The following is a 13,977-nucleotide window of genomic DNA, read 5'->3' as shown; positions in this document are numbered from 1 at the left end:
AACGCCCCTCGCGGGAGCGAAGGGCGCGGGCTTTGCCTGCAAAGACGTAAAAATCAGCGCGCGGCCAGCTATTGTTAGCGCGCCGCGGGCTTGGCCTTCATCGGCAGCAGGCCTTCGCGCTGCATCTTCTTGCGCGCGAGCTTGCGAGCGCGGCGAACGGCCTCGGCCGATTCGCGGGCGCGTTTTTCGGAGGGCTTTTCGTAATGGCCGCGCAATTTCATCTCGCGGAAAATACCCTCGCGCTGCATCTTCTTCTTGAGCGCCTTGAGGGCCTGATCGACATTGTTATCGCGAACGAGAACTTGCACGCCTGTATCCTGTGTTCAAAGCCCCTCCGCCGCGACGCCATCAGCGTCAGGGCTCGAAAGCCGGATTGGAAAAGAAATTCGTACGCTTACGGAGCGTCGGACCGTTAGCATTCGGGATAGCAGAAAGCGCCAACCCTGTCCAGAGCGAGGCGCCGCGGATTAAAAGCGTTTTCAAGCGAAGTGGACGCCGGTTCGCGTGAAGAAAACGCGTAAGAACGAGGAATCTAATGCCCCGATCCAATATATGTCGGATCGGAAAAGGCTCTAGGCGTCGGCGCTGAAGCTCTTGCGACCGGTGGTCAGGGCGTCGTCGAGCAGGTCGAGCCGGTCCTGACCCCAGAAAACCTCGCCGTCGAGGACATAGGACGGCGAGCCGAACACACCGGCTTCCAAAGCCAGAGCCAGGTTGCGCTGATAGGCGATCTCGGCCTCGCCGCTTTCCCCGCGCTCCAGCCAATGCGCATCGTAGCCGGACTCGCGCAGGATCGCCGCGATTTCCGCTTTGTCCGCGAGATTGCGCTGCTGTTCGAAAATCCCGGCGAAGGCGGCGCCAATGAATTTTGCCGGATCGAGGGCGGCCAGAACCATGGCGCAGACGATTCGGTCGCCGAGCGAGGGATCGAAGGGCCAGAAGGCAGGATGGAGATGAAAATCCAGCCCGCGTTTTTCGCGCCAGCGCTGCAATTCGACAATGCGATATTTCTGGCGCGCGGGATGGCGCTTCGCCAGGGGCAGGCCGCCCGATTCGGGGAAGACCTGGCTGAGCGCCATCGGGCGATAATCGACCTTCAGGCCGTGTTTGGCGACGAGACCCTGCAGTTCGCCATGGCCGATATAGGCCCAGGGACTGAGCAGCGAAAAATAAACGTCAAGCTTTCGCTTCATCTCATATCCCCGGTCGTTTTTGCGAATCAGGCGCCGTTCACGCCGCTTGTTTTACGCCGAACCTTCCGTAAAAGGTCTCGCCCTTTTCCGCCATCTCGCGCAACAAGGCGGGCGGGGCAAATCGCGCGCCGTATTTTGCCGCCAGACGGTCGCATAGCGCGACGAAATTCTTCACACCCATGAAGTCGATATAGCTTAGCGCGCCGCCGGTAAAGGGCGCGAAGCCGAAGCCGATGATCGAACCGACATCGGCCTCGCGCGGATCGGTCACCACGCCGTCTTCCACGGTGCGCGCCGCCTCGACCGCCTGCACGACGAGCAGGCGTTGTTTCAACTCGCTCACGTCGAGCGTATCGGGATCGAGTTTAGTCGCCGGGAGATCGGCGAGGCCGGGCCACAGTTTTTTCGCGGCGCCGGCCGGATAATCGTAAAAGCCCTTGCCGTTCTTGCGCCCCAACCGGCCGAGCTTGACCACCATTTCCTCCAGCAGCTTTTCCTGCGCCGGATCCACGGCCTGTGGTCCCAGATCGGCCTTGGTCGCCTGCAGGATCCGCCAGCCGAGGTCGAGCGCCACTTCGTCGTTGAGCGACAGCGGCCCGACCGGCATGCCGGCCATTCGGGCGACATTCTCGATCATCGCCGCCGGGACCCCTTCCATCAGCATCAGATGGCCTTCGCGCAGATAGTTCGTGACGCAGCGATTGGCGAAAAAGCCGCGCGAATCGTTGACGACGATCGGCGTCTTCCGGATGGCGCGAATGAAGTCCAGAGCAACCGCCAGAGCCCGGTCGCCGGTTTTTTCGCCCAGGATGGTCTCGACCAGCAGCATCTTGTCCACTGGGGAAAAGAAATGCACGCCGATGAAATTTTCAGGCTTGGGCCAGTTGGTGGCGAGCGAGGTGATCGGCAAGGTCGAGGTGTTGGAAGCGAAAATCGCCTCCGGCCCAACCACGGCCAGCGCCTTGGCGGTCGCTTCAGCCTTGACCGCGCGATCCTCGAACACCGCTTCGACGATCAGGTCGACGCCCGCAAGCGCCGCGTAATCGGCGGCAGGCTGGATCAGCGCCAGAGTCCGCGCCTTGGCCTCTTCCGTGCTGCGGCCCTTTTTCACGGCGGCGGCGAGCAGGCTTTCGGCATGGGCCTTGCCCTTGTCGGCGGCGGCCTGGTCGCGGTCGATCAACACGACTTCGAGGCCCGCCAACGCCGACACATACGCAATCCCCGCGCCCATAAAGCCGGCGCCGAGGACGCCGATCTTCTTGATCGAGGTCGGGGGAATGTTTTTCGGACGGCGCGCGCCCTTGTTGAGTTCGCCCATAGAGACGAACAGGGTGCGGATCATCGCCGCCGCTTCCTTTGAGCGCAGGATCTTGGCGAACCAGCGGCTCTCGACGCGCAAGGCGAGATCCATCGGCAATTGCAGTCCTTCGTAGACGCATTGCAGGATGGCGCGCGCCGCCGGGTAATTGTCATAGGTTTCGCGGCGATAGATGGCGTTGGCCGGCGGCCAGATCATCATGCCGCCGGGCGAAAACACTTTTCCGGACGGCGCCCGGAATTCCTTGACGTCCCAGGGGGCGCCGGCCTTGCCGCCGGTCTTGATCCAGTCCTTGGCCTTTTGCACGATTTCCGCGCGGGGCGCCAAAGCGTGGACGAGGTTCTTCGCCTTGGCGGCGGCCGGCTTGATCTGGTCGCCCTTGAGCAGCATTTGCAGCGCGTCGGGCGTCGGCATCAGCCGCGCGACGCGGGTCGTGCCGCCGCCGCCGGGGAACAGGCCGATCTTGATTTCCGGCAGGCCGACGCGGGTCTTGTCGTCATCGGCCATGACGCGGTGATGGCAGGCCAGCGCCAGTTCGAAGCCGCCGCCGACGCAGGTTCCATTAATGGCCACGGCCCAGGGTTTGCCGCAGGTTTCGATCTTTCTGTAGATGAGGGACAGTTTCGAGGTGGCGTCGAAAAACGCCTGCATCGCCTTGTCCGCGCCTTCGCGTTTCGTCGCTTCGTGCAACGCGCGGCCGGAGGCTTCCAGCATGGTCAGATCGGCGCCGCCGGAGAAATGGTCCTTGCCGGAGGCGACGACCACGCCTTTGACATTGGCGTCGGCGGTGGTGGCGTCGACGATCTGCTCCAGTTCGCTCATCATCGCGGCGTTGATGAGATTCATGTTCTTGCCGGGGACGTCCCAGGTGACGAGAGCAATGCCGTCGGAATCCGTCTCAAGGCGGAATTGGGTCAGGTTCATCGTTCTCTCCCGATCAGACGCGTTCGATGATGGTTGCGGTGCCCATTCCGGCGCCGATGCATAAAGTGACGAGCGCCAGCGACTTGCCGGTGCGCTCGAGTTCGTCGAGGGCGGTCCCGATAATCATGGCCCCGGTGGCGCCGAGCGGATGGCCGAGCGCGATGGCGCCGCCGTTGGCATTGACCTTTTCGGGATCGAGATCGAAGGCCTGGATATAGCGCAGCACCACGGCGGCGAAGGCCTCGTTGATTTCGATGACGTCGATGTCCTTGAAGGACAGGCCGCTGCGGGCGAAGAGTTTCTTGGTCACATCGACGGGACCGGTCAGCATCAAAGCCGGCTCCGAACCGATATTGGCGAAGGCGCGGATTTTGCCCCTCGGTTTGCGGCCGAGCTTTTCGCCCGCTTCAGCGTTGCCGATCAGCACGGCGGCGGCGCCGTCGACGATGCCGGAAGAATTGCCGGCGTGATGGACATGGTCGACACGCTCCAGTTCAGGATGCGCCTGGATCGCCACGGCGTCGAAGCCGCCCTGCTCGCCCATCATGACGAATGCGGGTTTCAGCGCCCCCAGCGACTGCATGCTGGCGTCGGGGCGCATATGCTCGTCGCGGTCGAGAATCGTCAGTCCGTTGACGTCCCTGACCGGCGTGACGGACTTGGCGAAGCGTCCCTCCGCCCAGGCCTTCGCCGCGCGCTGCTGGCTCTGCACGGCGTAGGCGTCGACGTCGTCGCGCGAAAAGCCATACTTGGTGGCGATGAGATCGGCGGACACGCCCTGCGGCATGAAATAGGAGGGAACGGCGATCGAGGGATCGACCGGCCAGGCGCCGCCCGAGGCGCCGATGCCGACGCGGCTCATGCTCTCGACGCCGCCGGCGACAGTGAGGTCGTGCTGGCCGGCCATGATCTGCGCGGCGGCGAAATTCACCGCATCGAGGCCCGAGGCGCAGAAACGGTTGATCTGCAGGCCGGGGACGCTGTCGCCATAACCGGCGGCGAGCGCCGCCGCACGGCCGATATTGCCGCCGGCCTCGCCGATCGGATCGACGCAGCCGAGCACCACATCGTCCACCAGTCCGGGCTCGGGCAGGGCGCGCTGGCGCAGCGAGGTCAGCGCGCTGACCGCGAGGCCGAGCGTCGAGACTTCATGCAGCGAACCATCGGGTTTGCCGCGCCCGCGCGGAGTCCGCACGGCGTCGTAAATGAAAGCTTCCGTCATGACGTTTCCCCTGTAGGAAAGTGATCGGTTTTTTGAATTTCGGAATTCGTTTTGTAGTGCGACGCGAAGCGCCGGATGAGGGGACTTGTCGAGGCGCCCCCTCGTCCGTCCCGCCCTGTCGAGCGAGCCGCCTTCTCCCGCAAGGGGAGAAGAGCGCCCCGACTTAAAACAGTTCTGCCGGCAGGCTCATCATTACCTCGGCGCCGGTGGCGATGCGGGCGAGGCGCAGGGCGGTTTCCGGCAGGATGCGCTCGGCGAAGAACAAAGCGCAAGTCCTCTTCGCCAGCAGGAAATCGGCGCGCGACGGATCCTGGCTGGCGTGAGCCGCTTTCGACATTTTCGCCCATAGATAGGCCAAGGTCACCAGACCGAGCAGATGCATATAGTCGGTGGCGGCGGCGCCGGCATTGTCGGGCGCGGAGGCGCCATGTTTCATCAGCCACAGCGTCGCCTGCTGCAGATGGCCGAGACTGGCGCTCAGGGGCCCGAGCAGGGGCTTCAGCGCCTCGTCGCCATCGTTGGCCTTGAGGAAGCCGCCGACCTCGGCGAGGAAGGAAGTGATCGCGCGTCCGCCATTGGCCGGCAACTTGCGCCCGACCAGATCGAGCGCCTGGATGCCGTTGGCGCCTTCGTAGATCTGGGCGATGCGGGCGTCGCGGACGAATTGCTCCATGCCCCATTCGACAATATAGCCATGGCCGCCGAACACCTGCTGCGCCTTGACGCAATTGTCGAAGCCCCGATCGGTCATCACCCCCTTGAGCACCGGCGTCATCAGGCCGAGCAGGTCGGACGCCTTTTCGCGCGCCTTGGCGTCCGGACTGCGATGGGCGATGTCGCTTTGCAGCCCCAGCCACAGGGCCAAGGCGCGCCCGGCCTCGTTGAAGCCGCGAATTTCCAGCAGCGCGCGACGGATATCGGGATGGACCAGCAGCGGATCGGCGGGTTTTTCCGGATTCTTCGCGCCCGACAGAGAGCGGCCCTGCAAACGCTCGCGCGCATAGGCCGCGGCGTTTTGATAGGCGACTTCCGACATCGACAGTCCCTGCACGCCGACCATCAGCCGCGCCTCGTTCATCATCACGAACATGGCGTTGAGGCCGCGGTTTTCCTCGCCGAGCAGAAAGCCCTGGGCGCCGTCGAAATTCATCACGCAGGTGGAATTGCCGTGGATGCCCATCTTGTGCTCGATCGAGCCGCAGGACACGGCGTTTCTTATTCCCGGATTTCCCGCCGCGTCGGGCAGGAATTTCGGCACGACGAACAGAGAAATGCCCTTGACCCCGGCGGGCGCGCCTTCGATGCGCGCCAGCACCAGATGGACGATGTTTTCCGTCAGGTCGTGCTCGCCGGCGGAAATGAAGATTTTCTGGCCGGTGATGGCGAAGGAGCCATCGTCGCGTCGCGTCGCGCGGGTTTTCAGCATGCCGAGATCGGTGCCGCAATGCGGCTCGGTGAGATTCATCGTGCCGGTCCAGCGGCCCTCGATCATCTTCGGCGCATAAAGCTGCTTCAGCTCTTCCGAGCCATGGGTCAGCAAGGCGGCGACGGCGCCGGCGGTCAGGCCGGGATACATCGAAAGGGCCATGTTGGCCGAGCAGAAGAATTCGTTGACGGCGGCCGCCAGCACATAGGGCAGGCCCTGGCCGCCATATTCCGGGTCGAAGGGCAAGCTGATCCAGCCGCCGCCGGCATAGGCGTCGAAAGCCGCCTTGAAACCTTTCGGCGTGCGGACCGAGCCGTCTCCGGCGCGGTGGCAACCTTCCTGGTCGCCGGGCAGGTTGAGCGGCTGCAATTGCTCTTCGGCAAGCTTGCCCGCTTCTTCGAGCACAGCCGCGACAATGTCGGGCGAGGCCTCGGAATAACCGGTGAGATCGCCGAAATCGCCAATCCGCAAAACGTCATTGAGCAGGAAAAGAGCGTCCTCGACGGGCGCTTTGTAGCTGGGCATGGTTTCCTCCGGCCGGCTGGGCAAAGCTCGGTGGCTTTTGCCGTTTTCGATTATGGTTCATATATAAACTATTAATTCGTGCAAAACAAGCCGAAAGAGGCGAGATGCGCGAGAACAGGATTTGTGGTCGCTTGCAAGGCGAAACAAGCGAAAAAGGCGCGAAACAAACGAAAAAGGCCCGCGCGGGGCGGGCCGGATTTTTTGCAGTCGGGAGCTATTTGCCCCACGCCTCAGGGCGAGGAGCCAACCAGCTTCTTGTCTTGTTTCTCGGTCTGAGCCGGACGCGCAAGGCTAAGCAGCTGCTGAAAATGCGGCCTTGTAAAAGTCCCCCGCTTCGTTTGCCGAACCGTGGCTAGGGACTCAGCGGCCGCCGGCGGCGAGTTTTCGATGCGCGGTGCGTAGCTCCTCGATCGCCTGATCGAGTTCCGTACGGCGTTCCTCGAGATGGCGCAATTGCGACAGCACCATTTTCTCGTCGAGGACGAAATCGTCGTTTTTGTCGCGGCCCGAATCGGCGTCGAGCAGATCGGCGATTTCGGTCAGGGTGAAGCCGAGGTGCTTGCCCTTGAGAATCATTTGCAGGCGGATTTTCTGCCCGCCGTCATAGAGCCGGGCGCCGCCGCGTCGAATTGGGTTCAGCAAGCCGCGCTGTTCGTAAAAGCGCAAGGCGCGCAGGGTGACGCCGTAAAGGCGGGAGACTTCGCCGATTGTAAGTGGTTCGGCTGCGCGGTTTTCCGGTTCGAAGGCGGGGGTTTTGAGTAAGGCGGCGGCGCTCATGGCAATAGTCCTGTAGGGAAAGAGAATCATTACGCGATGCACGTAAAGGTTGTAATGTGCGTCATTACAACTTTCAATCGATTTTCGCTACGGAAGTGCGGTGGCATGGCGAAAATTCGCTCCGCCCCGAAATCGGCCCGGTTAGCGGCCAATTGAAGGCTTGGCTTAACGGCTTGTTTACCGCAATTGCAGAAAGATACAGGCGAGGGCCGCCTCCCGTCGCGCGCTGCGATTCGCGCGAAGGTTGCGCGGCGTTGGCAGAATCTTCTGGACGGAATCTCTGGTCCGGCGGTTCAACCGGGAAGCTTAAAATGAACAAGGCGGTTCCCTGGAGCATCAAGGGCATTGATTTCGATGTACGCGAGGCGGCGAAGGAAGCGGCTCGCCGCGACGGCCTGACCCTGGGCGAATGGATGAACCGGGCGATCGCCGACCGAGCAGCCGAGATGGGCGCCGACGCGCAGGAATTCGACGCGGACGAGCGTCTCGAGGCTGTGGCCGCGCAATTGGCGCGGCTGAGCCGTGAAATGGATGACAATTCGCCGCCGCAAAGACGACGCGGCGAAATCGGCCGCGAGCAGGTCCGCGAACCTTTGGTCGCCCCATCGCCCGAACGCGCGCCCTGGGACAAGGCTTTTGTCCGCCCGCCCGCCGCCGGCCGCCATCCTGCGCCGCCGCAGGAGCGGACGCGCGCCAAAAACGCGCCGCGCGAGGTTTTCGCCCGTGAGTCCGAGGGCATTCACGGGAAAGAGCTTTACGGGAAAAATACCGCCAGCCCCCCGTACTCCGCCGGCGGGCGCGAAACCGTCCCCGCCGAGGCGCTGCTCGAACAGGCCGTGTCGGCTTTCCAGCAGCAGGCCGGCCGCGTCGAAGCCGGCGCCGCGCGCGCCATCGCCAACGTCGCGAGCCTGTTTCAATCGGCCGAGCATTTGCGGACCGACGCGATGGCGCAGGTCGACGCCCGGCTCGCCGAGATCGAACAGAAACTGCGGCGCGGCGGCCAGGAAGACGGCGGCCAAGCCAGCGGCCTGCGGCCATCGCAGGAAACATTCGCATCGCTGCGGCAAAGGCTCGCCGAAGTCGAGGCTCGTTTGCCGCAAGCCGAGCCGGCGCCTGGCGCTTCGGGCGGAGAATCCGGGCTGCGCGCCGACAGCCGCTTGTCCAGCCTTTTGGCCCGCCTGGAAAAAGCCGAGACCGCCCCACCCGAAGCGTCGCGCCCAAAGCCGTCGGACGGAGTGGAGCAGCGTTGCGACGCTCTGCTGGCGCCGCGTTTTGACGCCTTGCTGGCGCGCCTGGACCGCCCTCACCCCCGTCCCGCGCCTTTGGCGCTCAAACGGGGCCTCGACGGCGCCATATCGGAAATCGCCGCGCGCCAGCGCGATCTCGACGCCGGCGCCGAAAAAGCCTTGCGAAATCTGACCGAAAAGGTCGATGCGGCTTTGTCGTCCGCCGGTTCCGCCCCCGCTTTGAGCGGAGAAATCGAGGCTTTGGCCCGGCAGGTCTCCACCATGAGCCGCGCGCTGGAAGACGTCGCGCCGCGCAGCCGGATGGAATCGCTGGAAAACGCCGTTCAGGAGCTGAGCGAAAGCATCGAACGTTCGCGTCTCGACGGCATGCGCGAAGGCGTGCTGGCGCCGATTGAAACTTTAGCCGAGGAATTGCGGCGCACTGTGAACGAGGCCGGCGCTTCCGCCAATTTCGAGGGCGTCACCAGGAAATTGCATGACGTTGAGGAGGCAATCCACCATCTGCGGCTGGCGAACGTGGCCGATCGCGCCGGTTTCCTGAAAATCCGCGACCAATCGGACGAGTTGCGCGGGGCGATCGCCGCCGCAATCGAACAATTGGAGCCGTTGCAGCGGATCGAAAAGCAAGTCGCGGACCTCCAGGAAAAGCTGGAGCAGGTAGCGCATCAGACGCGTGACGCCGGCCGAGGCGTCGAGGCGCGGCTGGACGATCTCGCCGAGCGCGTCGAGCGCGTCGCCGCCGAGCGGAACACGGCGCGGCAATCCGATGATTCGCGCTTCGATGACCTTTCCCGCCGTCTCGATTTCGTCCACCAGGCTCTCGCCGCGCGTATCGACGGCGCCCGCGAAGCGCGGGAACAGACGCCGCCTACGCTGGAGCCGCTGTTACGCGCGCTGGCGGAAAAGCTTGACGCGGCGACGGCGCCGCGGGCCGATTCCGGCGCCCTCGAGGCCCTGGAGCGGCAGGTGACGAAAGTTTCCGAAAGACTGGATCGCGGCGACCCGCAAATGGGCGCCCGGCTGGAGCGCGCGATCGAGGACCTGGCTCAACGATTCGAAGTGTCGCGCCAGAACGAGCGCGATCTTTTCCGCGAGACTCTCGCCGAATTTTCCTTTCCCGCGCACGACGAAGAAACAGCTCGCGAAATTGCCGATCTGCGCGAAAAGCACAACGCCTCCGACCGCCGCGCGCAGCAGACCTTGTCGGCGGTGCATGAGACGCTGGAAAAAGTGGTCGATCGTCTCGCCATGCTGGAAGAAGACGTGATCGAAAGCCGCGCGGCCGATCTGGAGCGCATCTCGGCGAAAGCCGCCGCCGCTGCGGAGCCCGCGACCCGGCCGCTGGCGCCGGCTTATGACTTCGACGACGACAATTTCCTGATGGAGCCAGGCGCTGGCCGCCCACCGGAGCGCCCGCAAGAGCCGCGCCGCGACGACGACGAAGAAAGCGCGCCGTCGCGGAACGTTTCACAACCTCATGACGAAGCGGAACTCGCGCCCAAAACCGCCAAGACCAATTACATCGATGTCGCCCGTCGCGCCATCGCCGCGCGCGCCGCGGCCGAGCAGGCGGACGCCGAACGCAACAAGGCCGTCAAGGCCACTGACGCTTCTGTCGGCAGCTCCCCATTCGCGCCGCCCCGCGCCCGGGGGGAAGCCGCCGGCGGCCGTCGCCTGCCGGCGCTGGTCCTGACGGCCGTCGCCGTGCTCACTCTCGGCGCAGTCCAGATCTATCGCATGTTCGACGATGCCCCGCCGCCGATGCAGTCGATGATCGAGTCAGGCGCCGAAAACAGCCAGACTTCCGCCGCCGAAAATACCCCGCCGCAGCTTCAAAAGCCCGCGACCAGCGCCGCAAGCGCCGCTACCAGCGCCGTAGGTCCTGTGGTCAGCGCCGTAGGTCCTGCGGTGAGCGCAGTCGCTCCCGCGGCCAGCGCCGTGGCCCCGGCGGCCAGCGTAGCTCCCGTCGTCGCGCCCGTTCCGGCTGCGCCGGTCCAGAAATCGACGCCCGAAGCGCCCGCGCCCAAGGCGGCCCCTGCAACCAGCCAGCTCGACCCCATGGCGGTGGGAACGATTCCGCCTCGCTCCAATCCGGGTGAGGTCGTCCAGAATGGGGTGCAAATCGCCATGCTCCAGCAATTGGCCGACAAGGGCGACGTCGCCGCGCAATATGATCTCGCCGCCCGTCTCGCCGAGGGACGCGGAATCGGCCGCGACCCCGCGGCGGCGATAGGCTGGTTCGAAAAGGCGGCGGAGCAGGGCCTCGCCCAGGCGCAATATCGTCTGGGAGCCATTTACGAAAAAGGCGCCGGCGCGCCGCGCGATGCGGCAAAAGCCCGCGACTATTATGAAAAAGCCGCCGCCCAGGGCAATGTGCGGTCCATGCATAATCTGGCTGTGGTCGTGGCCGCAGGCGTCGAAGACAAGCCCGATTACGCCACCGCCGCGCAATGGTTCCGCCGCGCCGCCGAATATGGCGTGCGCGACAGCCAGTACAATCTCGCCATTCTTTACGCGCGAGGCCTGGGCGTGAGCCAGGATCTGGCGCAAAGCTACGCCTGGTTCGCCATTGCGGCGCAGCAGGGCGACGAGGACGCAGCCAGGAAACGCGACGAAATCGGCGCAAGGCTTGATGCGCCGACCCTGGAGGCGGCAAAGAAACAGGCGGCCGAATTCCACGCCCGCACGCCGGCGGCCTCGAGCAACGATCCGCCGGTGGTGACGCGTCATTCCGCCGCCGCATTCACCGCGCCGCCGGTCAGAGCCGCCACCTGGTCGAAGTTCTGAGGTTTCCTGAAGACAAAAGGCCGCGCTTCCGGATGAAGCGCGGCCCTTGTTCGTCGATTCGGGCGGGTTTAGTCGCCGGAAGAGATGCGTGTCACGTCGGCGCCGCAGCGGCTGAGCTTGCGCTCCAGCGCCTCGAAACCGCGATCCAGGTGATAGACGCGCTGAACCATGCTTTCGCCTTCGGCGGCGAGAGCGGCGATCACCAGCGAAACCGAGGCGCGCAGATCGGTGGCCATCACCGGCGCGCCCTTGAGCACGGGGCGGCCTTCGACGATGGCGCTGTCGCCTTCCAGCCGGATTTGTGCGCCGAACCGCGCAAGCTCCTGCACGTGCATGAAGCGGTTTTCGAAAATCGTCTCGGTGATCCGCGAAACGCCTTTGGCTCGCGTCATCAACGCCATGAATTGCGCCTGCAGATCGGTCGGGAAGCCGGGGAAGGGGGCGGTCGAAATATCGACCGGCCGGATCGGGCTGCCATTGCGGCGGATGCGCAAGCCCTCTTCGCTGGCGTCGACCGTCGCTCCGCTCTGCTCCAGCGCATCGAGCGCGGCTTTCAGATGTTCCGCCTTGGCGCCTTGCAACATCACGTCGCCGCCGGTCATGGCCGCGGCCATGGCGTAGGTGCCGGCTTCGATCCGGTCGGGCAATACGCGATGCTTGGCGCCGTTGAGCCGGGCGACCCCGTCGATTTCGATCACGGATTGGCCGGCCCCGCGAATCCGGGCGCCCATCTTCACCAGCAGATCGGCGAGATCGAGCACTTCCGGTTCGCGCGCCGCATTATGCAGCACGGTCGTGCCCTGGGCGAGGGCCGCGGCCATCAGCGCGACATGAGTGCCGCCGACGGTGACTTTCGGAAAGGTGACCTCGGCGCCGCGCAGGCCCTTGTGGGCCTTGGCGACGACATAGCCGGCGTCGATTTCGATCGAGGCGCCGAGCCGCTCCAACGCCATCAGCAGGAGATCGACCGGGCGGGTGCCGATGGCGCAGCCTCCGGGCAGCGAAACCCGCGCCTCGCCGCAGCGCGCCAGCAGCGGCGCGACGACCCAGAAACTGGCGCGCATGCGCGAGACCAGTTCATAGGGCGCGACCGTGTCGACGATTTCGCGCGCCGTCATGTGAACCGTCTGTCCGGCGTCCTGCTCCTCGCCCTGGCGGCGGCCGTCGATCGAATAATCGACGCCATGATTGGAGAGGATGCGCACGAGAAGGCTGACATCGGCCAGACGCGGCAGGTTTTCCAGCGTGACGGTCCGGTCTGTCAGGAGCGAGGCGATCATCAGCGGCAGGGCCGCGTTTTTCGCCCCGGAAATCGGAATCACCCCATTCAGCGGGTTTCCGCCGACAATGCGTATGCGATCCATTGCGCCTCGCTCGGGCGCGGCCATTTTCCGCGCTTTGCTGATGTTCATTTGACGGGGCGTCTTGCCGCCGTCGGCTTAAAGGGCCGTTCCCGGCGGCTGCGTCATATAGACGTAAAGAAGATCAAGAGCCAGTCTCGCCGCCCGATTCGATCTTCCTCTGGCGGATCTGCGCCTTTCGCCGGCGCAGATTTTCGCGCAAGGCCTCGGTGAGCCGGCGTTTTTGCGCCTGTTTTTCCGGCGACAGCGCCGGCTTGGCGGTTTTCGCGGGCTTTTCGGGGACGGGAGGCTTTTCGGGATCCATTATTCCAGCTTTCGCATCGGGCGCTTCTAGGCGCGAAAAGCGTCGCGAACAATCCCTTGGGTTCATTTCGTTGTCAAAAAGTCATTTGCCGGAAACGGACGCTTGCCATGACCCTTTCGCTGTGGCAGAAACCGCGCGCCCTGTTGAGCCGGCCTGCCGGCGGGCCGGGCGATTCTTTGAGAATCACAGGCACGTCCGAACAGTCCGCGATTTTTCGGGAACAGGCTTCAGCTGCGGTAGCTCAGTGGTAGAGCACTCCATTGGTAATGGAGAGGTCGAGAGTTCAATCCTCTCTCGCAGCACCAGTCTTTTCGATGGTTTTGCAATGGAAATCAGGCGTTTAGTCTCTTGAATCGGTCGCTCGTGGTGATACACGAGGTGATACCGTGTCCATTATCCTGTTTGATGACGGCATTTTCACAGTGACGGCGAAACACCTCCTTCTGAAGAACGGCATCTACTTCTATTACCGACGCATTCCTGAAGACATGCGAGGCCACCACGGCGGCAAGCGCCATCGCCGCGTCAGTCTTCAAACCCGGTTGCCACAAGTCGCGGCAAAGAAAGCGGCTATGCTCGCACGGGCGGACGACGCCATGTGGAAGGCGCTTCGAACAAAGACCGGAGCCGACGGCTTCACTACGCAGGAAACGAAGGAGGGCGGTTTAGCGCTGCTGAAGGCGCTCGGCCTTTCACCTGGTGAGGCGTTAGGCGACGACTGGGATGCGGACTATCTCGACACCTACTTTGAGGGCCGCTACGGCGATGCGTTCATCAGCGCGCGTTATGATCCCAGAGGCCCAAGGCCGCTAAAGAGTTTCTTCAATCCTGTGGAAGCCGAAGTGGTGCGCCTCGTCACCACTGATCCCAATGAGCGCCGCGTATGCCTCAGT

At 64.1% G+C, this 13,977-nt stretch carries 9 protein-coding genes, 1 tRNA gene and 1 pseudogene; 3 read left to right on the top strand and 8 right to left on the bottom strand.

The window, feature by feature from the left end:
• Positions 1–86: 86 nt before the first annotated feature.
• The 6 genes and pseudogenes from rpsU to ACLP2E_RS00260 all read right to left on the bottom strand — a co-directional run.
• Positions 87–308: pseudogene (gene rpsU / locus ACLP2E_RS00285) on the bottom strand (30S ribosomal protein S21); the annotation flags it as partial.
• Between the two features lie 264 nt (positions 309–572).
• Positions 573–1,193 (bottom strand): 2-hydroxychromene-2-carboxylate isomerase, encoded by a 621-nt coding sequence (locus tag ACLP2E_RS00280; RefSeq protein WP_442464815.1) that lies wholly within the window; start codon positions 1,191–1,193, stop codon positions 573–575.
• 37 nt (positions 1,194–1,230) lie between these two features.
• Entirely contained in the window at positions 1,231–3,435 is a 2,205-nt protein-coding gene (locus ACLP2E_RS00275) for a 3-hydroxyacyl-CoA dehydrogenase NAD-binding domain-containing protein (protein ID WP_442464814.1), read from the bottom strand.
• 13 nt (positions 3,436–3,448) lie between these two features.
• Positions 3,449–4,657, bottom strand: a complete 1,209-nt coding sequence (locus tag ACLP2E_RS00270) for an acetyl-CoA C-acetyltransferase (protein ID WP_442464813.1) — start codon at positions 4,655–4,657, stop codon at positions 3,449–3,451.
• Between the two features lie 163 nt (positions 4,658–4,820).
• Positions 4,821–6,608, bottom strand: coding sequence for an acyl-CoA dehydrogenase C-terminal domain-containing protein (locus ACLP2E_RS00265; RefSeq protein ID WP_442464812.1), 1,788 nt, complete (start codon positions 6,606–6,608; stop codon positions 4,821–4,823).
• A 360-nt stretch (positions 6,609–6,968) separates the two neighbouring features.
• On the bottom strand, positions 6,969–7,385 hold the full coding sequence (locus ACLP2E_RS00260; protein ID WP_442464811.1) for a MerR family transcriptional regulator: 417 nt from the start codon (positions 7,383–7,385) through the stop codon (positions 6,969–6,971).
• Positions 7,386–7,696: 311 nt separating this feature from the next.
• On the opposite strand from ACLP2E_RS00260, the gene ACLP2E_RS00255 reads away from it, so the two are divergent.
• Positions 7,697–11,419, top strand: coding sequence for a hypothetical protein (locus ACLP2E_RS00255; RefSeq protein ID WP_442464810.1), 3,723 nt, complete (start codon positions 7,697–7,699; stop codon positions 11,417–11,419).
• A gap of 68 nt (positions 11,420–11,487) precedes the next feature.
• Here ACLP2E_RS00255 and murA read toward each other — a convergent pair whose 3' ends face one another.
• On the bottom strand, positions 11,488–12,783 hold the full coding sequence (murA, locus tag ACLP2E_RS00250; RefSeq protein ID WP_442464809.1) for a UDP-N-acetylglucosamine 1-carboxyvinyltransferase: 1,296 nt from the start codon (positions 12,781–12,783) through the stop codon (positions 11,488–11,490).
• Between the two features lie 121 nt (positions 12,784–12,904).
• A complete protein-coding gene (locus ACLP2E_RS00245) occupies positions 12,905–13,084 on the bottom strand; it encodes a hypothetical protein (protein WP_442464428.1) in 180 nt (59 codons plus the stop codon).
• A 230-nt stretch (positions 13,085–13,314) separates the two neighbouring features.
• On the opposite strand from ACLP2E_RS00245, the gene ACLP2E_RS00240 reads away from it, so the two are divergent.
• A tRNA-Thr gene (locus ACLP2E_RS00240) sits at positions 13,315–13,389 on the top strand.
• 81 nt (positions 13,390–13,470) lie between these two features.
• Positions 13,471–13,977 (top strand): DUF6538 domain-containing protein (locus ACLP2E_RS00235; protein ID WP_442464808.1); only part of this gene is annotated, 507 nt, incomplete at its 3' end.

Source organism: Rhodoblastus sp. (assembly GCF_052145335.1).
Classification (GTDB): Bacteria; Pseudomonadota; Alphaproteobacteria; order Rhizobiales; family Beijerinckiaceae; genus Rhodoblastus.
The sequence above is the reverse complement of the archived record's forward strand: the minus strand, read 5'-3'. Positions and strand labels throughout refer to the sequence as shown.

Coding starts and splice junctions, on each gene's coding strand:
- ACLP2E_RS00280 (WP_442464815.1), bottom strand. CDS start 1,193: ATGAAGCGAAAGCTTGACGTTTATTTTTCGCTGCTCAGTCCCTGGGCC.
- ACLP2E_RS00275 (WP_442464814.1), bottom strand. CDS start 3,435: ATGAACCTGACCCAATTCCGCCTTGAGACGGATTCCGACGGCATTGCT.
- ACLP2E_RS00270 (WP_442464813.1), bottom strand. CDS start 4,657: ATGACGGAAGCTTTCATTTACGACGCCGTGCGGACTCCGCGCGGGCGC.
- ACLP2E_RS00265 (WP_442464812.1), bottom strand. CDS start 6,608: ATGCCCAGCTACAAAGCGCCCGTCGAGGACGCTCTTTTCCTGCTCAAT.
- ACLP2E_RS00260 (WP_442464811.1), bottom strand. CDS start 7,385: ATGAGCGCCGCCGCCTTACTCAAAACCCCCGCCTTCGAACCGGAAAAC.
- ACLP2E_RS00255 (WP_442464810.1), top strand. CDS start 7,697: ATGAACAAGGCGGTTCCCTGGAGCATCAAGGGCATTGATTTCGATGTA.
- murA (WP_442464809.1), bottom strand. CDS start 12,783: ATGGATCGCATACGCATTGTCGGCGGAAACCCGCTGAATGGGGTGATT.
- ACLP2E_RS00245 (WP_442464428.1), bottom strand. CDS start 13,084: ATGGATCCCGAAAAGCCTCCCGTCCCCGAAAAGCCCGCGAAAACCGCC.